Origin of the sequence: Streptomyces alboniger (genome assembly GCF_008704395.1) — a bacterium.
Taxonomy (GTDB): Bacteria; Actinomycetota; Actinomycetes; order Streptomycetales; family Streptomycetaceae; genus Streptomyces; species Streptomyces alboniger.
Window position 1 is genome coordinate 413,264 of sequence record NZ_CP023695.1, and the last position, 19,889, is coordinate 433,152.

Sequence of the window (19,889 nt, forward strand, 5' to 3'; positions counted from 1 at the left end):
CGCACGGAGGGCGGTTCCATGTACGACCCCACACGGCTCGCCGCGCTCGTCGCGGTCTCCGAGGCCGGCTCGATCACCCGGGCCGCCGAGCGCCTCGGCTACACCGTGCCCGCGCTCTCCCAGCAGCTGGCCAAGCTGGAGCGGGAGGCGGGCACCGCCCTTCTCGTACGCCACCACCGCGGGGCCAGACTGACCGGCGCGGGTGAGCTGCTCGTGGGCCATGCCCGCCGGGTGCTCGACGAGATGGAGCGGGCCCGGCACGAACTGGCGCGGTTCGCCGGGCTCTCCGGGGGCCGGCTGCGCGTGGGCACCTTCCAGACCGCGGGCATCCATCTGCTGCCACCCGTCCTGACGGCTTTCCGCAGGGCCCATCCGGAGGTGGAGCTGACCGTGACCGACCACGAACCGCCGTCCGGTGTGGCGGCCGTGGCGGCGGGCGAGATCGACCTGGCCCTCACCCACACCTACGAGCCCGCCGATCCGGTGCCGCTGCCCTCCGCCGTGTCGGCCGAGCCGGTCCTGGTCGAGGAGCTGGTCCTGGTGACCCAGCCGGGGCACACCCTGACGAGCGGGACGTCCCGGCTGCCGCCGGCCGAGCTGGCCGGGCAGCCACTGATCAGCATGGCGCCCGACCACCCGCCGCGGCATGCCGTGGAGCGGGCTCTCGCGCGGGCCGGTGCGACCCCCTCCGTGGTCGTCGGCACGCCGGGCTACGTCTTGGTCTGCGCCCTGGTCAGCGCGGGGCTCGGGGTCGCCGTGGTGCCCGAGATGGTGGCGCGCACCGCGTCGACGCCCGTCGGAATGCGGCTCCTCGACCCCGGTGACCTGCGGCGGACCATCTCCGTCGTGTACCGCGCCGAGGAGTCGAACGCGGCGGCGGACTCCTTCCGGGCGCTGCTGCGCGGGGCGTTCGAGCGCTCGGCGAGTACGAACTGAGCCGGCGGGGTCCCGCGGTCAGCGCGCGGGGTCGCGATGCCGGTGCTGGACGGGGACCGTCCAGGGCAGGGCGATCCACACGGTCTTGCCGCCCTCCTCGGTGGGGCTGACCGAGAGCCTGCCGCCGCACTCGGCGGTGAGCCAGCGGACGATGACCATGCCGCGGCCGTTGTCCTGCTGGACGGCGGCCGGAAGCCGCTTCGGAAAGCGCGGGTGGCTGTCGGTGACGCCGATCCGCAGCTGCTCGTCCCGGTCGAGCTCGACGTCCACGGTGAAGGTGGGCGACTGCCCGCGGGTATGCTGCACGGCGTTCGTGGCGAGCTCGGAGACGATGAGTCTGATCGTGTCCCCCACCTCGGCGTCACCGGGCAGACCCCATTCCATGAGGACGTTCGCCACGTATTTCCGGGCGGCGGAGACCGAGGCGGGATCGCTCGGCAGAGTGACGGATGCTTCCTGGTGATCTGCCATGGCGACGCTGTCCCTTTCCCACCGGGGCCGGTCTCCGAACTCGTAGCGGATGACCCGAGGACGGCCCCGGACTGGTGCTTCAGGCCAGCGTCCCACTCCTTAACCGGTCACGGGTGGCGATCCACCGAGATGTGCATATATCTGTCGCTCGAAGCGGTGAACTCTGCTACGGCCGACCGTATTTGGGCGCGGGGACAGCACTTCCTCTACTGTCGCCTTTGTCCCCCGCTCCGCCGCCGGGACACCCGACGGCTCGGTCCGGAAGGAGACGGACATGCAGCACGGCCCCGCGGTGCGCCGCCGCCGGCTCGGCGCCGAACTGCGCGCGCTGCGCGGCCTCGCGGGCCTCACCAGCAGTCAGGCCGCCGCGAAGGTGGGCTGGCACCAGTCGAAGGTGAGCCGGATCGAGACCGGCCGCAGCGGCGTGAAGGCCACGGACGTACGCCTCCTGCTCGACGCGTACGAGGTGCGGGACCCCCACCTCAGCGAGCTGCTCGTGGCGCTGGCCGGGACCGACGAGACCGGCACCGCGGGGCGTCACCACTGGTGGAAGGCCTACCGTGACCTGCTGCCCGCCGCCTACCGCGACTTCATCAGCCTGGAGGCGCAGGCCGGCTGGATGCGCACCCTGGAGACCTCGGTGGTCCCCGGCCTCCTACAGACCCCCGAGTACGCGCGCGCGGTGACCCGGGCCGCGCTCGGCGGGCTCCCCGAGAAGGAGGTCGACTCGCTGGTGGAGGTGCGCCTTGCCCGGCAGGACGTGCTGCGCGCGGACCCGCCGCTGCGGCTGAGCGTGGTCCTGGACGAGGCGGTTTTGCGCCGACCCGTGGGCGGTCCCGGAGTCTTCGCGCGGCAGCTCGCACGGCTACAGGAGGTGGCGCTGTTGCCGCAGGTGCGACTTCAGGTGCTGCCGTTCGCCTCCGGAGAGCATGTGGGCCTCATCGGGCCTTTCGTTATTTTCTCTTTTCGGAACATTGCTGATCTGGATGTGGTCGTTCTCGACCACTTGACGAGTAGCCTCTACCTGGAACGGAAAGAAGACCTCCAGGCGTACACGGAGGCCTTCAACTCCCTTCAGGAACAGGCGCTTTCCCCCGAGGACTCAAAGGAATTCATCGCCGGGCTATACGACGGCGCGTAAGGAGGCACCATGACCGCAATGCCTCGGTACGTACCTTCAAGCACCACCCTTCAGGGCGCGCGGTGGCAGCGCAGCAGCCGCAGCAATGGAATGAACAACTGTGTCGAGACAGCCACGCTCGACTCCGGCGCGCTGAGCGGCCTGCTGGCCGTGCGCGACTCGAAGAACACCGCGGGGCCCGCCCTGCTCTTCTCCCCCGGCCCCTGGGAGACGTTCGTCGACAGCCTCCGGTGAGCGCGGTCCGGCCCCGCGCGGGCCGGGCCGTCGGCCGTCTCATCGGGGCGCGGTGCGGCTGATCACTCGTACGGCATCGGCGATCTGTGGGCCGGTGAGATCCGCGCGGGCGGTCAGCCGCAGCCTCGAAATCCCGTCCGGCACCGACGGCGGCCGGAAGCAGCCCACCGCCAGGCCCGCGGCCCGGCAGTCGGCGGCCCAGCGCACGGCCGACTCCGGTGACGGCGCGCGCACGGAGACGACGGCGGCGTCGGGGCATACCGCCGACAGGCCCTCGGCCGTGAGGAGCCGATGCAGCTCCGCGGCGACCTGGCGCGCGCGAGCCGCGCGTTCGGGCTCGCGGCGCAGCAGCCGCAGGGCCGCGAGCGCGGCGCCCACCGCCGCGGGCGCGAGCCCCGTGTCGAAGATGAAGGTCCGCGCGGCGTTCACCAGATGGTCGATGACCTCGGCGGGTCCGAGCACCGCGCCGCCCTGGCTGCCGAAGGACTTCGAGAGTGTGACGGTGACCACCGTGTCGGCGGCGCCCGCCAGCCCGGCGGCCTGCGGGGCGCCCCGGCCGCCGTCGCCCAGCACACCGAGCCCGTGGGCGTCGTCGACGATGAGCCCCGCACCGGACTCCCGGCATACGCTCGCCAGTTCGGCCAGCGGCGCGGCGTCGCCGTCCACCGAGAACACCGAGTCGGACACCATGACGGCGGGGCCTTCGTGGCCCTCCAGCGCCTTGCGCACCGCCTCGGGGTCAGTGTGCGGCACCACCTGGGTGGCGCCACGCGCGAGGCGGCAGCCGTCGATCAGGGAGGCGTGGTTGCCCGCGTCGGAGACGATCAGCGAGCCGTGCGGAGCGAGCGCGGTGACCGCCGCGAGGTTGGCCGCGTACCCCGAGGAGAGCACGAGCGCCGCCTCGAAGCCGCAGAACTCGGCGAGTTCCCGCTCCAGCTCGGCGTGCAGCTCCGTGGACCCGGTGACGAGCCGCGAGCCGGTGGCGCCGCCGCCCCACCGCAGGGCCGCCGCGGCGGCGCCCTCGGTGATCTCCGGGTGCCGGGTCAGGCCCAGGTAGTCGTTGCTCGCCAGATCGAGGAGGCCGCCCGCGTCCGCGGCGCGCGGACGCAGCGTGCGGACGAGTCCGGCGTCGGCGCGCAGCCGCGCCTGCTCGTCGATCCAGTCGAACGGCGCACGCGTCGACGGCGGCGCACACACGGCGCCGGACAGACCCGGCGCCCGAGTCACGGGGTGCCTGTTTGTAGACATTGCACAGACCCTAGCCGTCTTGCCACCTGGCCAGTATGTGGCAATACCCACACCTCAAACCGGTTCTGTTGTACGAACTCTCCTTGGCCGGGGCGCCTGCTGTGCGTAAGGATCAGCGCCATGGATCTGCTGAACACGCTGGTGGACAAGGGGCTTCGGCGCGAACTGCCGACCCGTGAAGAGGCGCTGGCCGTACTGGCCACCTCCGACGACGATCTCCTGGACGTAGTGGCCGCCGCCGGAAAGGTGCGGCGGCAGTGGTTCGGGCGACGGGTGAAACTCAACTATCTGGTCAACCTCAAGTCGGGCCTGTGCCCCGAGGACTGCTCGTACTGCTCGCAGCGGCTCGGGTCGAAGGCCGAGATTCTCAAGTACACATGGCTGAAGCCCGACGAGGCCTCGCAGGCCGCCGCGGCCGGCGTCGCGGGTGGCGCCAAGCGGGTCTGCCTGGTGGCCAGCGGCCGCGGGCCCACCGACCGTGACGTGGACCGGGTGGCGGAGACCATCGCGGCGGTCAAGGAACAGAACGAGGGCGTCGAGGTGTGCGCGTGCCTCGGCCTGCTCTCCGACGGTCAGGCGGAGCGGCTGCGGGGCGCGGGCGCGGACGCGTACAACCACAACCTGAACACGTCCGAGGCGACGTACGCGGGCATCACCAAGACGCACACCTACGCCGACCGCGTGGACACCGTCCAGAAGGCGCATGCGGCGGGGCTCTCCGCCTGCTCCGGGCTGATCGCGGGCATGGGCGAGACCGACGAGGACCTGGTGGACGTGGTCTTCTCGCTGCGCGAGCTGGACCCGGACTCGGTGCCGGTGAACTTCCTGATCCCGATGGAGGGCACGCCGCTGGGCAAGGAGTGGAACCTCACTCCGCAGCGCTGCCTGCGCATCCTCGCGATGGTCCGCTTCGTCTGCCCGGACGCCGAGGTGCGCATCGCGGGAGGCCGCGAGGTCCACCTGCGCTCGATGCAGCCGCTCGCCCTGAACCTCGCCAACTCGATCTTCCTCGGCGACTACCTGACCAGCGAGGGCCAGGCCGGCAAGGCGGACCTGGACATGATCGCGGACGCCGGTTTCGAGATCGAGGGCGCGGATCAGGTGACGCTGCCGGAGCACCGGGTGGACGCGGTGGCGGGCTGCGGCTCGCACGCGTCCCAGGGCTGCGGCTCGCACGACGCCCAGGGCTGCGGTTCGCACGACGGCGGCGGCTGCGGCCCCTGCGGGACGGGCGAGCCCGCGGCGGAGGCATCCAACGAGGCGCGTACGGACCTGGTGGCGGTACGCCGCAGGGGCGCGGGAACGGACCTGGCGCCCAATGCCTGACCTTCCCCTCGGCGACCTCCTCGAACTGGACCGTCGCCATGTGTGGCACCCCTACGGGCCGATGCCCGGACGCCAGGAACCCCTGGTCGTCGAGTCGGCGAGCGGAGTGCGGCTACGCCTCGCGGACGGCTCGGGCGAGCTGATCGACGGCATGTCGTCGTGGTGGTCCGCGATCCACGGCTACAACCACCCGGTGCTGAACGAGGCGGTGCGCGGCCAGCTCGGCCGGATGAGCCATGTCATGTTCGGCGGGCTCACGCACGAGCCCGCCGTGGCACTGGCGAAGCGCCTTGTCGATATTTCTCCCGAGGGCCTCGAGCACGTCTTCCTGACCGACTCCGGTTCGGTCTCGGTCGAGGTCGCGGTGAAGATGTGTCTCCAGCACTGGCGTTCGCTCGGCCGCCCCGAGAAGCGACGGATGCTGACCTGGCGCGGCGGCTACCACGGCGACACCTGGCAGCCGATGTCCGTCTGTGATCCCAAGGGCGGCATGCACGAGCTGTGGCAGGGGGCCCTGCCGGTCCAGGTCTTCGCGGACGCGCCGCCGGCCGCGTACGAGGAGGCGTACGCGGATCATCTGCGCGAGCTGATCGAGCGTCACGCGGGTGAGCTGGCCGCGGTGATCGTGGAGCCCGTGGTGCAGGGCGCGGGCGGGATGCGGTTCCACTCCCCCGCCTATCTGCGCGTGCTGCGCGAGGCGTGCGACGCGCATGACGTGCTCCTGGTGTTCGACGAGATCGCGACGGGCTTCGGCCGTACGGGAGCGCTGTTCGCTGCGGACCACGCGGGTGTCACGCCCGACGTGATGTGCGTGGGCAAGGCGATGACCGGCGGCTATCTGACGATGGCGGCGACGCTGTGCACGTCACGGGTGGCGGACGGCATCTCGCGGGGCGAGGTGCCGGTGCTCGCGCACGGGCCGACGTTCATGGGCAATCCGCTGGCCGCCGCGGTGGCCGGCGCCTCCATCGACCTGCTCCTCGGGCAGGACTGGCCGACCGAGGTCAAGCGCATCGAGACGGGTCTGCGCGAGGGCCTGGCGGAGGCCGAGGCCCTGCCCGGCGTACGGGAGGTCCGGGTCCTCGGCGCGATCGGTGTCGTCCAGCTGGAGCACCCGGTGGACATGGAGGCGGCCACGCGGGCGGCGGTGCGCGAGGGCGTGTGGCTGCGGCCGTTCCGCGACCTGATCTACACCATGCCGCCGTTCATCACGGGTGACGACGACGTGGCACAGGTCGCGCGCGCGGTGTGCGCGGCGGCGAGGGAGGGCTGACATGACGGTGATCGTGGTGTCCGGGACGGGCACGGAGATCGGCAAGACCGTGACGACGGCCGCGGTGGCCGCGGTGGCGCTGGCGGCCGGGCGGAAGGTGGCGGTGCTCAAGCCCGCGCAGACCGGCGTCGCGCCGGGGGAGCCGGGCGACGCGCAGGAGGTGACACGGCTGGCAGGTGGCGTCACCACGCTGGAACTCGCGCGGTTCCCCGAGCCGTTGGCGCCGGACACCGCGGCCCGGCGGGCCGGGATGACGGCGGTGGGCCCCCGCGACGTGGCCGACGCCGCCGGGAAGCTGGCGGCGGAGCACGACCTGGTCCTGGTGGAGGGAGCGGGCGGGCTGCTCGTCCGTCTCGACGACGAGGGCGGCACGCTCGCCGACGCCGCGAGGCTGCTGGACGCCCCGGTCCTGGTGGTCACGACGGCGGGCCTCGGCACGCTGAACACGACGACGCTGACGGCCGAGGCCCTGCGGGCCCGCGGCGTACGCCAACTGGGCGTCACCATCGGCAGTTGGCCGACCGCGCCCGACCTGGCCTCCCGCTGCAACCTGTCGGACCTCCCCAAAGCGGCGGCGGCCCCCCTCCTCGGCGCGATCCCGCAGGACGCCGCCGCCCTGGACGTCCCGGCCTTCCGCGCCACGGCCGGGACCTGGCTGGCGCCCGCACTGGGAGGCACGTGGGACGCGGAATCCTTCACGCGCAGGGAGACGGCGGAGGTAGCGGCGCGCTGAGACACCCGGGGTGCGCGGGCGTGGTGGGCCGGGTGCGGCGTCCCGCCGGCGCCGCGTTCGCCCGCGCGCGCCGCCCCGCGCATGACTCCTCGTCGTGGGCAGGAGGGGAATGGGCCGCACCGGGGCACCATTGCGGTATCCGCTCGCCCCGCCGAGGAGGGCCCATGTCACCGCGCTCCGCCGAACCGGCGTTCCGGGACGCCGTGCACCACCCCGTCTTCGCCCGGTTCTACGCTCGCCGGAGCGTGGCCGTCGAACCCGTGATCTCCGTCCACCGCAAAGAACTCCTCGCCGGGCTCTCCGGCCGGGTCATCGAGGTCGGTGCGGGCAACGGGCTGAACTTCGCGCACTACCCGGGCGCGGTCTGCGAGGTCGTGGCGATCGAACCGGAGCGCATGCTGCGGCGGCTCGCCGTCTCGGCGGCGTCGCGCGCCGAGGTCCCCGTCGACGTGGTGCCGGGCACCGCGGAGGCGCTGCCCGTCAAGAGCGAGGCGTTCGACGCGGCCGTCGCCTCGCTCGTGCTGTGCAGTGTGCGCGATGTGCGGCGGGCGCTCGGCGAGCTGCGCCGGGTCCTGCGGCCCGGTGGTGAGCTGCGCTTCTTCGAGCACGGCCGGGCCCCGGGCGCCCTGATGGCCGCCGCTCAGCGCATCCTGGACCGCACAGTGTGGCCCCCGCTGCTCGGCGGCTGCCACGTCGCGCGGGACCCCCTGGCGGCGCTGCGCGAGGCCGGCTTCGAACTGGGTGCGTACCGCCGGGTCCTGGTGCCCGCGAAGGGGCCGCGCCTGCCCACCTCGTACTGCGTGCTCGGCACGGCGCGCCGCCCGCACGACTCGTGAGCCGCACGACTCGTGAGGCCGGCCGGCTCACAGGCTCCACTGCCGCAGCCGCTCCGCGATCGCCTGCACGCTCGCGCCGTCCTCCTTCACCAGCCGGGCCAGGTCCCGCACCTGTTCGGGCGAAGTGACGACCTTCAGGCCGCTGGAGACGAGATAGGCGTACGCGACGGAGGCGGCGAAGAGCGCGTTCGAACGTTCCAGCGCGGGGATGTGGAGCAGCAGTTGCAGGAGCGCCGCCGCCCGGTCGTGCGGCGTTTCGTAGACGGGCACGCCGAATATCTCCGCCTCGTGCCGACTGAGGGCGGCGACGAGCGCGCCCCAGTCGGTGACCTGGGGGTCTCCGGGCGTCTTGTGTTCGGCGATCATCAGGAGCCAGGCAAGATCGATTCTGAGGTTCAACGGCTCAACGACGACCTTCACCGAGCGGCCGCGCGGTTTCCTGCACGGTGTGTACGGGGCGGGCCGCCTCGCGGACCGGGCGGGTTCCCTCGCGCTCCGTGCCGAACTCCTCGGCGAACACGCTCTCGTACTGCTTCATGAAGTCGGCGGCCGCCTCGACGAACGTATGCCCGACTTCGCCGGCGTCCTGCTTCACGAGTTCCTCTATGTAGCGGTTCACGCTCATCCCTCGGGCCAGGGCGCGCTCCCGCGCGGCCCGGGCGGTGTCCTCGTCCACCCGCACGTTCAGCTGAGTCTTCGCCATGCCTTCAAGCTAGCGCCGGGGTGCTAGCGCGACAAGGGCACCAGGACCATGCCCCTTACATACGTCTGTAGGCCCGACCTGGGAGGGATACCGCGGGGGTGGTACGCGCCGCTACTCTCTGCGGAACCAAGGGAGTTGGCACGGGCACAACCCAGGAGGCGGCCTTGTCCACACCTGCTTCGGCACCGTTCACCGGCCGCTCCGGAGCCGCCGGCACCGCCGCGCGCGCCCGCGGTCTGACCAAGGCGTACGGCTCGGGCGAGACGACCGTGCTCGCCCTCGACTCGGTCGACGTGGACATCGCGCGCGAGCGGTTCACGGCCGTCATGGGCCCCTCGGGTTCCGGGAAGTCCACGCTGATGCACTGCCTCGCCGGGCTGGACAGCGTCTCGGCGGGGCAGGTGTGGCTCGGCGACACGGAGATCACCGGCCTCAAGGAGCGGGAGCTGACGCGGCTGCGGCGCGACCGCATCGGCTTCATGTTCCAGTCGTTCAACCTGATCCCCACGCTCAACGCGCTGGAGAACATGACGCTCCCCATGGACATCGCGGGGCAGCGGCCCGACCAGGCCTGGCTGGAGCACGTGATCGACACGCTGGGGCTGCGGGACCGGCTGCAACACCGTCCAGCGCAGCTCTCCGGAGGGCAGCAGCAGCGGGTGGCGTGTGCGCGGGCGCTGGCGTCGAAGCCCGAGCTGATCTTCGCCGACGAGCCGACGGGCAACCTCGACTCGCGGGCCGGCCTCGAAGTCCTCGGTTTTCTGCGCGACGCGGTCGACCAGCTCGGCCAGACCGTCGTCATGGTGACCCACGACCCCGGCGCCGCCGCCCACTCCGACCTGGTCCTCTTTCTCGGCGACGGACGGATCGTGGACGACATGGAACGCCCGACGGCCGACGCGGTACTCGAACGCATGAAGCGTTTCGACTCCCTGCACGCGGTGGCACCCACCGACCGCGCGTCCGAGCAGAGCTGAACCGGGGGCCGCGGTGCTGAAGGCGACGCTCAGGAGCTTCCTCGCGCACAAGGGCAGGCTCGTCCTGTCCGCCCTCGCCGTCATCCTCTCCGTCGCGTTCGTCGCGGGCAGCCTGATCTTCTCGGACACGGTGACCCGCACCTTCGACCGCCTGTTCGCCTCCACATCGGCCGATGTGCTGGTCGCGCCGGAGGAGGACCTCAACGAAGCGGTGCCCTCGGGCCGGACGCCGACCCTGCCCGACAGCCTCAGGGAGAAGGTGGCCCGGGTCGAGGGCGTCGCGCACGCCCATATCGACGCGTCCGTCGAGAACGTCACCGTCGTCGACCGCGACAACGAATCGGTGGGGCCGACGACCGGCGCGCCGACCGTCGCCACCAACTGGTACGTCACCGACCGCAGCCCCGTGGAACTCACCTCCGGGCACGCCCCGCGCGGGCCGGGCCAGGCGCTGCTGGACGCGGACACGGCCGACACGAAGAACGTGGAGATAGGCGACACCCTCACCGTGCTCGCCCGCCCCGGCTCCTTCAAGGTCGAGATCGTCGGCATCGCCACCTTCACCACCACGAACCCCGGCGCCGCCCTCGTCTTCCTTGACACCCCGACCGCTCAGCAGAAGCTCCTCGGGTCCAAGGACGCGGCGTCGAGCATCTCGGTGACCGCTGAGAAGGGCGTCGACGACGAGGCGCTGAAGCGCCGGATCGCCGCCGAACTGGGCGCGGGCTACGACCTTGAGACCGCCGACGAGCAGGCCGCGTCCGCCGCGTCCTCGCTCGGCGGCTTCCTGGACGTCATCAAGTACGTGATGCTCGGCTTCGCCGGGGTCGCCGTGCTCGTGGGCATCTTCCTGATCGTCAACACGTTCTCGATGCTGATCGCGCAGCGCACCCGCGAGCTGGGACTGCTGCGCGCGCTCGGCGCCGACCGCAAGCAGGTGCGCCGCTCCGTGCTCATCGAGGCGCTGCTGCTCGGTCTGGTCGGCTCGACGCTGGGACTGGCCGCCGGCATCGGCCTGGCCCTCGGCCTCATCGAGCTGATGGGCCTGCTCGGGATGAACCTCAAGTCCACGGAGATGGTCGTCACCTGGGCGACCCCGGTCTCCTCGTACGTCGTCGGGGTCGGTGTCACGTTCGTCGCGGCGTACCTCCCGGCGCGCCGGGCCGCGCACGTCTCGCCGATGGCGGCGCTCGCGGACGCCGAGATCGCCGGGGTGGGGCGGCCGCTCAAGGTGCGGGCGGTGGCGGGTTCCGTCGTCGCGGTGGCGGGGGCGGCCGCCCTGGTGGGCTGCGCCGTCGCCGACAAGACGTCGTCGGCGGCCTCCCTGCTCGGCCTCGGCATCGTGCTGACCCTCATCGCCACCGTCATCGCGGGCCCGCTCCTGGTGCGCCCGGTGATCCGGGTGCTCGGCGGCGCGTTCCCCGCGGTCTTCGGCTCGGTCGGCCGGATGAGCCAGCGCAACGCGCTGCGCAACCCGCGCCGGACGGGGGCGACAGCGGCCGCCCTGATGGTGGGGCTCGCGCTGGTCGGCGGCCTCTCCGTGGCGAGCGCGTCGATGACCAAGTCCTTCGACCGGCAGATCGACGACACGCTCGGCGCCGACTTCGTCGTGCAGAACAACACGTTCATGCCCTTCTCCCCGGAGATCACGGGGAAGATCGAGGACACCGAGGGCGCGGGACTCGTCGTACGCCAGCGCTTCACCCCTCTCGAAGTGGCGCTCCCCGACGGCGAGAACGTCGAGACGACCGCGGCGGGGTACGGCGCGCGGCTCGACGACGTCGCCAACCTCAAGTACGCCGAGGGGAGTTCGCGGGCCGCGCTCGCACCGGGGCGCATCGGCATGGACAAGGAGTTCGCGAAGAAGCACGGGGTGCGCGTCGGTGATGTGCTGCCGGTGACCTTCCCCGGCGGGCGTGAGGCGAAGCTGACGGTCGGGGCGTTCACCGATCAGGCCGCACCCGAGGGGTTCGCTGTCGAAGGCGGGCTCTTCCTCGGCCTCGGCACGGTCGAGAAGTACGTGCCGGACGGGCAGGACTCGGCGGTGTACGTCAACGCGGCCTCCGGCACCTCCGCGGACGCCCTGCGCGAGCGCCTGGAGAAGACCCTCGATCCGTACCCCCAGGTGCAGGTGCGCGACCAGGCCGACTACAAGGAGCTGATCCGGCAGCAGATCTCCGTGATGCTCTACCTCGTCTACGCGCTGCTCGGCCTCGCGATCGTCATCGCGGTGCTGGGCGTGGTCAACACCCTGGCGCTGTCGGTCGTGGAGCGCACCCGGGAGATCGGTCTGCTGCGCGCCATCGGCCTCGGGCGGCGGCAGCTGCGCCGGATGATCCGCCTGGAGTCGGTGGTGATCGCGGTCTTCGGAGCGCTGCTCGGGCTCGCGCTCGGCCTGATCTGGGGTCTCGCCGTGCAGCAGGTGCTCGCGCTCCAGGGCATGAGGGAACTCGCGTTCCCGTGGCCGACGATCGTGGCGGTGGTGATCGGCTCGGTGGTCGTCGGCCTCGCCGCGGCGCTGCTGCCCGCGCTGCGTGCGTCCCGGATGAACGTGCTGGCGGCGATCGCGCACGAGTGACAGGAATGAGGGGTGGGGGCATGCCCACCGCCCCGCCAGAATCCCGGAAATCCCGTACAGGGCGTCCGTGCCGGTGGTGGGACGGGCCCATGGACGATCTTCGGCTACGGACTGCTGGGCCCGAGGACCTGGACGCGGTGCTCGCGTTCTGGAAGGTGGCCGCCGAGGGCACGAGCATCAGCGACGACAGCGCCGGCGTGGAGCCGCTCGTCGCCCGCGACCCCGAGGCGCTGATCCTCGACGAGCGCGGGGGCGAGCTGGCGGGCACGGTCATCGCGGGCTTCGACGGGTGGCGCTGCCATCTCTACCGCCTCGCCGTCCATCCGGAGCACCGTCGCCGGGGCGTCGGGGCGGCGCTGCTGGCCGCCGCGGAGGAGCGGTTCGTACGCCTCGGCGGGCGACGCGGCGACGCGATGGTCCTGGACCGCAACGAACCCGCCCACCGCACCTGGCGGGCGGCGGGCTACGCCCCCGAACCGCAGTGGAGCCGCGGGGTGAAGCACCTCACGGACCGAGTCCGGCGCGGTCCCGGGGCCGTTCCCGAGTGCCTTTGCTGATCCTTTACCATGGACGCACTACCCGTATCCGACTGAAAGGTGTGAGCGTCCGCCCATGGGCGAGCCTCCTAGTACCCGACATCGCGCATTCCTCACGCCCCTGCCCGATCATGGGACGGAGGTGACCCGATGACCGAAGTGCTCCTGCTCCTCGTGGCGGTGCTGCTCTGTGTGGCCTGCGGCGTCTTCGTCGCGGCGGAGTTCTCCCTCACCACGGTCGAGCGCAGCGAACTCGAACGGGCCGCCGAGCGTGGTGAGCGCGGCGCCGCCGGCGCCCTCAAGGCCGTCAAGAACCTCACCTTCCAGCTCTCCGGCGCCCAGCTCGGCATCACCGTCACCAACCTCGTGGTCGGCATGCTCTCCGAGCCCTCGATCGCCAAGCTGATCTCGGGGCCGCTGCGCGACCTCGGCCTGCCCCGCTCGGCGGCGTCCTCGGTGGCCCTGGTCATCGGTACGGCGCTGTCGACGGTCTTCCTGATGGTCATCGGCGAGCTGGTCCCCAAGAACTGGGCGATCTCCTCCCCGCTCGCCATCGCCAAGCGGGTGGCGACGCCGCAACGGCTGTTCAGCGCCGCCTTCCGGCCGTTCATCGCCCATCTGAACAACACGGCGAACCGTTCCGTGCGCCGCTTCGGCATCGAGCCCACCGAGGAGCTGGCCTCCGCGCGCGGCCCCAAGGAACTCATCGCCCTGGCGCGGCACTCCGCCAGGGAGGGCGCGCTGGAGGCGGACACCGCCGAGCTGTTCGTGCGCACCCTGAACCTCGCCGACCTCAGCGCGGAGAACGTGATGACGCCGCGTGTCCAGGTGATGGCCCTCGACGTCCACGCGACCTGCGAGGACGTGGCGAACGCGACCCGTGCGACGGGCCTGTCCCGCTTCCCGGTCTACCGCGGCAACCTCGACTCGGTCGTGGGCGTCGCGCACATCAAGGACGTACTCGCCGTGCCGGCCGAACGCCGCCCGCGCGTCTCCGTCGCCGAACTGATGCGCGAGCCCCTGCTCGTACCGGAGTCGCTGACCGTCGACCGCCTCCTGGACCGGCTCTCGGGCAAGCGCACGATGGCCGTGGTCATCGACGAGTACGGCGGCACGGCCGGGGTCGCCACCCTGGAGGACATCGTCGAGGAGGTCGTCGGCGAGGTGCGGGACGAGCACGACCCGCACGAGACGCCCGACATCGCCCCCGCGGGCGCGGACGACGACGGCAGGGCGCTCTACTCCGCCGACGGCGCGGCGCGCACCGACCAGCTCGCGCGGGTCGGCCTGCGGGCTCCCGACGGGCCGTACGAGACGCTCGCCGGGCTCGTCGCGACGGAACTCGGCCGCATCCCGGCCGTCGGCGACAGCGTCGAGGTCGGCGGCTGGCGGCTCGACGTCACGGACGCCGCCGGGCGGCGCGCCGCGCGCGTTCTGCTGCATGCCCCGCTGACCGCAGACGAGGCGGAGGACGCCCGATGATCGCCATCCAGTTGTTGATCGGTTTCGCGACGCTCGTCGTCAACGCCTTCTTCGTGGGCGCCGAGTTCGCTCTCATCTCCGTACGCCGCAGCCAGATCGAGCCGCACGCCGACGAGGGCGACCGGCGCGCCAAGAGCGTGATGTGGGGCCTGCGGCACGTGTCCGCCCTGTTGGCGGCCGCGCAGCTGGGCATCACGCTGTGCACGCTCGTCCTCGGTGTCGTCGCGGAGCCCGCGATCGCGCATCTCCTCGAGCCGGCGTTCGACGGGGTCGGCGTGCCGCACGGCTTGGTGCACCCCATCTCGTTCGTCATCGCGCTGACCCTGGCGACGTATCTGCACATGCTGCTCGGCGAGATGATCCCCAAGAACATCGCGCTCGCCGAGCCGGTGCGCACCGCGTTGCTGCTCGGGCCGCCGCTGGTGGCGCTCGCGCGGGCGCTGCGCCCGGTGATCTTCGCGATCAACGCGTTCGCCAACGGCCTCCTGAAGCTCTTGCGGGTCGAGGCGAAGGACGAGGTCTCGGCGAGTTTCTCCGACGACGACCTGGCCCGCATGGTCAAGGACTCCGGTGACGCGGGCCTGATCGACGACCGCGCGCAGGAGCGGCTGCACGACGCCCTCGAACTGGGCAGGCGCCCGGTCAGGGACGTGGTCCTGCCGCTGGAGGACGTGGTCTACGCGCGCGTGGGCGTCACTCCGGAGCAGCTGGAGAGCCTCTCGGCCGAGTCCGGGTTCTCCCGCTTCCCTGTCGTCGACGAGGGGCGTCGCATCGTCGGCTATCTGCACGTCAAGGACGCCCTGGACCGGGCGCCGCGCGATCTGCCGTTCCGGGTGCCGGACATGCGGAAGATCGCCCAGGTGCGCGAGACGACGCCGCTGGACGACGTGCTGACCTCGATGCGGGGCAGCCGTACGCATGTGGCCGCGGTGCTCGGATCCGACGGCAGGCTCGCCGGGATGGTCACGATGGAGGACGTACTGCGGGAGCTGTTCGGGCAGCCGGTGTGAGCTGGGGCGTGACCGGCGACACCCGCCGCCCGCCCTGACCGCCCCGCGCCACGCGGGATACCATCGCTCCCGCCATGCAGATGAATGTCAACTACACCAGTCTCGTCGCGGTCGGCGACTCCTTCACCGAGGGCATGTCGGACCTCCGGCCCGACGGCACCTACCGCGGCTGGGCCGACCTCCTGGCCGCGCGGATGGCGGCGCACAGCCCCGGCTTCCGCTACGCGAACCTCGCGGTGCGCGGCAAGCTCATCGGGCAGATCGTCGCCGAGCAGGTGGACGTGGCGGCCGCGATGCAGGCCGACGTGGTCACGCTGGTGGGCGGGCTCAACGACACGCTGCGGCCCAAGTGCGACATGAAGCGCGTACGGGACCTCCTCGAAGAGGCCGTCGAACGCCTCGCCCCCTCCTGCAAGCAGCTCGTCCTGATGCGCAGCCCGGGCCGCAACGGCCCGGTGATGGAACGGTTCCGGCCGCGCATGGAGGAGCTGTACACGCACATCGACGACCTCGCCTCCCGGCATGACGCGATCGTCGTGAACCTCTACGGCGCACCTGTCCTCGGCGATCAGCGCCTGTGGGACGTGGACCGGCTGCACCCCACCGCCGAGGGGCACCGCAGGATCGCCGAGGCCGTGTGGCAGGCCCTCGGCTATCCGCCGGAGGAGGACTGGCAGACCCCGCTCGACGCGGCGGTGCCCCTCAACTGGGCGGCGCGGCGCGTCGCCGACGCCCGGTTCGCCCGGCAGCACCTGGTGCCGTGGATCGGCCGCCGCCTGACCGGCCGCTCCTCCGGTGACGGGCGTCCGCCCAAGCGCCCCGACCTCCTGCCGTGGGACGGCCCGCTCCCCTAGCGGCGGCACGCCGGACTCTCGTAGCTTCCGACGAACGGGGCCGTGGCGCTGGCCTGCATGAATGCCCAGTAGAATCCGTACACGTGACTGCTGCGCCTGCAAAGCCCCGTATCCCGAACGTCCTCGCGGGACGTTACGCCTCCGCCGAGCTCGCCACCCTCTGGTCGCCCGAGCAGAAGGTGAAGCTGGAGCGTCAGCTCTGGCTCGCCGTGCTGCGCGCGCAGAAGGACCTCGGGATCGAGGTTCCGGACGCCGCCATCGCCGACTACGAGCGCGTCCTCGACCAGGTCGACCTGGCCTCCATCGCCGAGCGCGAGAAGGTCACGCGCCACGATGTGAAGGCCCGCATCGAGGAGTTCAACGCCCTCGCCGGACATGAGCACGTGCACAAGGGCATGACCTCGCGCGACCTCACCGAGAACGTCGAGCAGCTCCAGGTCCGGCTCTCCCTCGAGCTGATCCGCTCCCGTACCGTCGCGGTCCTCGCCCGGCTCGGCAAGCTCGCCGGTGAGTACGCCGAGCTGGTCATGGCGGGCCGCTCCCACAACGTCGCCGCGCAGGCGACGACGCTGGGCAAGCGCTTCGCGACCGGCGCCGACGAACTGCTCGTCGCCTACCGCCGCCTCGACGACCTCCTCGGCCGCTACCCGCTGCGCGGCATCAAGGGCCCGGTCGGCACCGCCCAGGACATGCTCGACCTGCTCGGCGGCGACGCGGGCAAGCTCACCGAGCTGGAGGACCGCATCGCCGGGCACCTCGGCTTCGACCGCGCGTTCACCTCGGTCGGCCAGGTCTACCCGCGCTCGCTGGACTACGAGGTCGTCACCGCGCTGGTGCAGGTCGCCGCCGCGCCGTCCTCGATCGCCAAGACGATCCGTCTGATGGCCGGGCACGAGCTGGTCACCGAGGGCTTCAAGCCGGGCCAGGTCGGCTCGTCCGCGATGCCGCACAAGATGAACACCCGCTCCTGCGAGCGCGTCAACGGCCTCACCGTCATCCTGCGCGGCTACGCCTCGATGACCGGCGAGCTGGCGGGCGACCAGTGGAACGAGGGCGACGTCTCCTGCTCGGTCGTGCGCCGGGTCGCGCTGCCCGACGCGTTCTTCGCGCTCGACGGTCTCCTGGAGACCTTCCTGACGGTGCTCGACGAGTTCGGCGCCTTCCCGGCGGTCGTCGCGCGCGAGCTGGACCGCTACCTCCCCTTCCTCGCCACCACCAAGGTCCTGATGGCCTCGGTGCGCGCGGGTGTCGGCCGCGAGGAGGCCCACGAGGCCATCAAGGAGAACGCGGTCGCCTCCGCGCTCGCCATGCGCGAGCAGGGCGCCGAGCGCAATGAACTGCTCGACAAGCTCGCGGCGGACTCCCGCATCCCGCTGGACCGCGCCCAGCTCGACGAGCTGATGGCCGACAAGCTGTCCTTCACGGGGGCGGCGAGCGACCAGGTCGCCACGGTCGTCGCGCAGATCGAGGCGCTCCTGAAGGACCACCCGGAGGCCGCGGCCTACACGCCGGGCGCCATTCTCTGAGACCCGTAGCACCTACGTCGGCCCCGGGGCGCGATGCCCCGGGGCCGACGCGTTCCGCGACGACTACAGGCCCACGTCCCTGCTGCGGTAGTCCTCCAGTGATTCGCGGCGCACCAGCAGCCTGGCGTGTCCGTCGGCCACCGCGACCACGGGCGGACGGCCCACGAGGTTGTAGCCGGACGCCATCGACAGGTGGTACGCCCCCGCCACCGGCACGGCGAGCAGGTCACCGGGGTGTACGTCTGCGGGGAGCGGCACATCCGAAGCGAGGACGTCGCCCGCCTCGCAGTGCCTCCCCACCACCGTCATCGGCTGCGGCCCGGCGGCGGAGCGCCGTCCGATGAGACGGGGCACGTACCGCACCCCGTACAGCGCGGGCCGCGGGTTGTCGCTCATGCCGCCGTCCACCGCGACGAAGACCTGCCCGCCGGTCCGCTTGACCGCAAGCACCCGGTAGAGCGCCACCCCGGCCGGGCCGGCGATCGCCCGGCCCGGTTCCACGATGAGCCGTGGCACGGTCAGCCCCGCCGCCGCGCAGCTCTCGACCAGCTCGGCGCGCACCTTGCGGGCGAGGGAAACGATGTCGAGGGCGTCCTCGCCGGGGCGGTACGCGATGCCGTGCCCGCCTCCGAGGTCCAGTTCGGGGAGGGTGACCCCGTGCTGGTCCTTGATCCGCGCCATGAGCCCCACCAGGCGGCGCACCGCGCACAGGAAGGGCTTCTCGGCGGTGATCTGCGAACCCAGGTGGCAGTGCAGGCCCACCAGGTCGAGAGCCGGCTGGCCGAGGATGCGGGTGATGGCGTGCTGCGCCGAGCCGTCCGTGATGGACAGGCCGAACTTCTGGTCGTCCGTGCCCGTGCGGATCTTGGCGTGGGCGCCCGCCATGATGCCCGGCACCACCCGGACCATCACCTTCTGGCGGCTGCCCTGCGGTACGGCGGCGGCCAGTCGCGCGATCTCCGACGCGCTGTCGATGACGATGCGGCCGACGCCGAGCCTGAGGGCGGCCCGCAGGTCGTCGGGGCTCTTGGCGTTGCCGTGCAGCACGATGCGGTCCGCGGGGAAGCCCGTGGTGACGGCGAGCTCCAGCTCCCCGGCCGAGCAGACGTCCAGGCCGAGGCCCTCCTCGGCGATCCAGTGCGCCATCGCGCGGCACAGGAACGCCTTGGCGGCGTAGAGGACCTCGGCGTCCTCGAAGGCGTGCAGGTAGCCGCGGCAGCGGGCGCGCACGTCGCCCTCGTCGAGGAGGTAGGCGGGGGTGCCGAAGCGCTCGGCGACCTCGGTGAGCGGCACACCGCCGACGGCGAGGTCACCGTGGGCGAGCGGGGTGGTGGACGCGGGCCAGACGGAGAGGGCCTCGTCGGGCGGAGCGGTGACGGCAGCGGCAGCGGTGGCGGCAGCAGCCGGGGATGACCCCCGGGCGGGGGCCGGGAACGGGGGTACGTGCAGCGTGGTCATGGCAGGTTCTCTCTTCGCCTCGTCCTCAGCCGATCCACGGGGTGGGCGCGCCCGCGAAGGACGCCGGGCCGGTCGCCCGCGGCGCGCCCACCGCCAGCGGGCCCTGGCCGTACCGGGCGGCGGCACGCCGCGAGCCGAGCCGCACCGGTGCCGGACCGACGGGATGGGCGGCCAGCCGGGGGTCGACGGTGATGCCGCTGACGCCGAGCGGCGCGGCAAGGGCACGCAGTGCCGGTTCGGAGAGCCTGATCCACGCCTGCCGGAGGCCGAGGGCCGCCCTCAGGCGCTGCGCGGTGGTGAAGGCGACGGCGGTGCGCTCGCCGACAGGTGTGCGGAACAGGCGGGCCACGCACCCCGCGGGCCCCGGCCGGACGGGGACGAACAGTGGCCCGGCCGGGCCACGTTCGCAGGGCTCGGGGTCCTCGTCGCGCAGAAGTTGTGCCATGGGGTTCCTCCGGTGGAGAGAAGGTGTACGTAGACGTTATGCCCGGCACGCAGTGCCAACCGACCCTCGATAACGCGACGTTGACGCGTCAACGCCCCTCCCTGACGCGATACTGGCGGCCC

The 19,889-nt window shown here is 72.2% G+C and carries 20 protein-coding genes; 14 read left to right on the plus strand and 6 right to left on the minus strand.

Annotated features, from left to right (window positions below):
• Nucleotides 1–18: 18 nt before the first annotated feature.
• Nucleotides 19–936 carry a LysR family transcriptional regulator gene (locus CP975_RS01785; RefSeq protein WP_055528208.1) on the plus strand — a complete coding sequence of 306 codons (918 nt, stop codon included), beginning with the start codon at nt 19–21 and terminating at the stop codon, nt 934–936.
• Between the two features lie 18 nt (nt 937–954).
• Here CP975_RS01785 and CP975_RS01790 read toward each other — a convergent pair whose 3' ends face one another.
• A complete protein-coding gene (locus CP975_RS01790) occupies nt 955–1,407 on the minus strand; it encodes an ATP-binding protein (protein ID WP_055528207.1) in 453 nt (150 codons plus the stop codon).
• Between the two features lie 274 nt (nt 1,408–1,681).
• On the opposite strand from CP975_RS01790, the gene CP975_RS01795 reads away from it, so the two are divergent.
• Together CP975_RS01795 and CP975_RS01800 are read left to right on the plus strand one after the other, a co-directional pair.
• Nucleotides 1,682–2,548, plus strand: a complete 867-nt coding sequence (locus CP975_RS01795; RefSeq protein WP_055528205.1) for a helix-turn-helix domain-containing protein — start codon at nt 1,682–1,684, stop codon at nt 2,546–2,548.
• 9 nt (nt 2,549–2,557) lie between these two features.
• Entirely contained in the window at nt 2,558–2,782 is a 225-nt protein-coding gene (locus tag CP975_RS01800) for a DUF397 domain-containing protein (RefSeq protein WP_055528204.1), read from the plus strand.
• A 39-nt stretch (nt 2,783–2,821) separates the two neighbouring features.
• On the opposite strand, the gene CP975_RS01805 is transcribed toward CP975_RS01800, so the two are convergent.
• Nucleotides 2,822–4,030 (minus strand): 8-amino-7-oxononanoate synthase, encoded by a 1,209-nt coding sequence (locus CP975_RS01805; RefSeq protein WP_150476500.1) that lies wholly within the window; start codon nt 4,028–4,030, stop codon nt 2,822–2,824.
• A 120-nt stretch (nt 4,031–4,150) separates the two neighbouring features.
• On the opposite strand from CP975_RS01805, the gene bioB reads away from it, so the two are divergent.
• The 4 genes from bioB (at nt 4,151) to CP975_RS01825 (ending at nt 8,198) form a co-directional block, all read left to right on the plus strand.
• Entirely contained in the window at nt 4,151–5,356 is a 1,206-nt protein-coding gene (gene bioB, locus CP975_RS01810) for a biotin synthase BioB (RefSeq protein WP_055528202.1), read from the plus strand.
• Nucleotides 5,349–6,629 carry an adenosylmethionine--8-amino-7-oxononanoate transaminase gene (locus CP975_RS01815; protein ID WP_055528201.1) on the plus strand — a complete coding sequence of 427 codons (1,281 nt, stop codon included), beginning with the start codon at nt 5,349–5,351 and terminating at the stop codon, nt 6,627–6,629. The genes bioB and CP975_RS01815 overlap by 8 nt, the downstream gene beginning before the upstream one ends.
• A 1-nt stretch (nt 6,630) precedes the next feature.
• Complete coding sequence (bioD, locus tag CP975_RS01820; protein ID WP_055528200.1) at nt 6,631–7,362, plus strand: dethiobiotin synthase; 732 nt, start codon at nt 6,631–6,633, stop codon at nt 7,360–7,362.
• Between the two features lie 164 nt (nt 7,363–7,526).
• Complete coding sequence (locus CP975_RS01825; RefSeq protein ID WP_055528199.1) at nt 7,527–8,198, plus strand: class I SAM-dependent methyltransferase; 672 nt, start codon at nt 7,527–7,529, stop codon at nt 8,196–8,198.
• 27 nt (nt 8,199–8,225) lie between these two features.
• Here the strand turns inward: CP975_RS01825 and CP975_RS01830 are convergent, their stop codons facing one another.
• Together CP975_RS01830 and CP975_RS01835 are read right to left on the minus strand one after the other, a co-directional pair.
• On the minus strand, nt 8,226–8,597 hold the full coding sequence (locus CP975_RS01830; protein WP_199782899.1) for a fic family toxin-antitoxin system, toxin component: 372 nt from the start codon (nt 8,595–8,597) through the stop codon (nt 8,226–8,228).
• Between the two features lie 4 nt (nt 8,598–8,601).
• A complete protein-coding gene (locus CP975_RS01835) occupies nt 8,602–8,901 on the minus strand; it encodes a hypothetical protein (protein WP_055528198.1) in 300 nt (99 codons plus the stop codon).
• Between the two features lie 164 nt (nt 8,902–9,065).
• Between CP975_RS01835 and CP975_RS01840 the strand changes: the two genes are divergently transcribed.
• The 7 genes from CP975_RS01840 to purB all read left to right on the plus strand — a co-directional run bounded on the left by CP975_RS01840 (nt 9,066) and on the right by purB (nt 17,864).
• Nucleotides 9,066–9,878 carry an ABC transporter ATP-binding protein gene (locus CP975_RS01840; RefSeq protein WP_055528197.1) on the plus strand — a complete coding sequence of 271 codons (813 nt, stop codon included), beginning with the start codon at nt 9,066–9,068 and terminating at the stop codon, nt 9,876–9,878.
• A 13-nt stretch (nt 9,879–9,891) separates the two neighbouring features.
• Nucleotides 9,892–12,456 (plus strand): ABC transporter permease, encoded by a 2,565-nt coding sequence (locus CP975_RS01845; protein WP_055528196.1) that lies wholly within the window; start codon nt 9,892–9,894, stop codon nt 12,454–12,456.
• Between the two features lie 89 nt (nt 12,457–12,545).
• Nucleotides 12,546–13,013 carry a GNAT family N-acetyltransferase gene (locus CP975_RS01850; protein ID WP_055528195.1) on the plus strand — a complete coding sequence of 156 codons (468 nt, stop codon included), beginning with the start codon at nt 12,546–12,548 and terminating at the stop codon, nt 13,011–13,013.
• A 129-nt stretch (nt 13,014–13,142) separates the two neighbouring features.
• The gene (locus CP975_RS01855) at nt 13,143–14,474 is read left to right on the plus strand and encodes a hemolysin family protein (protein WP_030777162.1); all 1,332 of its coding nucleotides are present in this window, start codon (nt 13,143–13,145) and stop codon (nt 14,472–14,474) included.
• Entirely contained in the window at nt 14,471–15,484 is a 1,014-nt protein-coding gene (locus CP975_RS01860) for a hemolysin family protein (RefSeq protein ID WP_055528194.1), read from the plus strand. Before CP975_RS01855 ends, CP975_RS01860 begins: the two co-directional genes overlap by 4 nt.
• A 74-nt stretch (nt 15,485–15,558) precedes the next feature.
• Nucleotides 15,559–16,338 carry an SGNH/GDSL hydrolase family protein gene (locus CP975_RS01865; protein ID WP_055528192.1) on the plus strand — a complete coding sequence of 260 codons (780 nt, stop codon included), beginning with the start codon at nt 15,559–15,561 and terminating at the stop codon, nt 16,336–16,338.
• A gap of 83 nt (nt 16,339–16,421) precedes the next feature.
• A complete protein-coding gene (gene purB, locus CP975_RS01870; RefSeq protein ID WP_055528191.1) occupies nt 16,422–17,864 on the plus strand; it encodes an adenylosuccinate lyase in 1,443 nt (480 codons plus the stop codon).
• A 63-nt stretch (nt 17,865–17,927) separates the two neighbouring features.
• Here the strand turns inward: purB and lysA are convergent, their stop codons facing one another.
• Together lysA and CP975_RS01880 are read right to left on the minus strand one after the other, a co-directional pair.
• Complete coding sequence (gene lysA, locus CP975_RS01875) at nt 17,928–19,322, minus strand: diaminopimelate decarboxylase (protein ID WP_150476501.1); 1,395 nt, start codon at nt 19,320–19,322, stop codon at nt 17,928–17,930.
• A gap of 25 nt (nt 19,323–19,347) precedes the next feature.
• Nucleotides 19,348–19,767 (minus strand): SAV_915 family protein, encoded by a 420-nt coding sequence (locus CP975_RS01880; protein WP_055528190.1) that lies wholly within the window; start codon nt 19,765–19,767, stop codon nt 19,348–19,350.
• Nucleotides 19,768–19,889 lie beyond the last annotated feature (122 nt).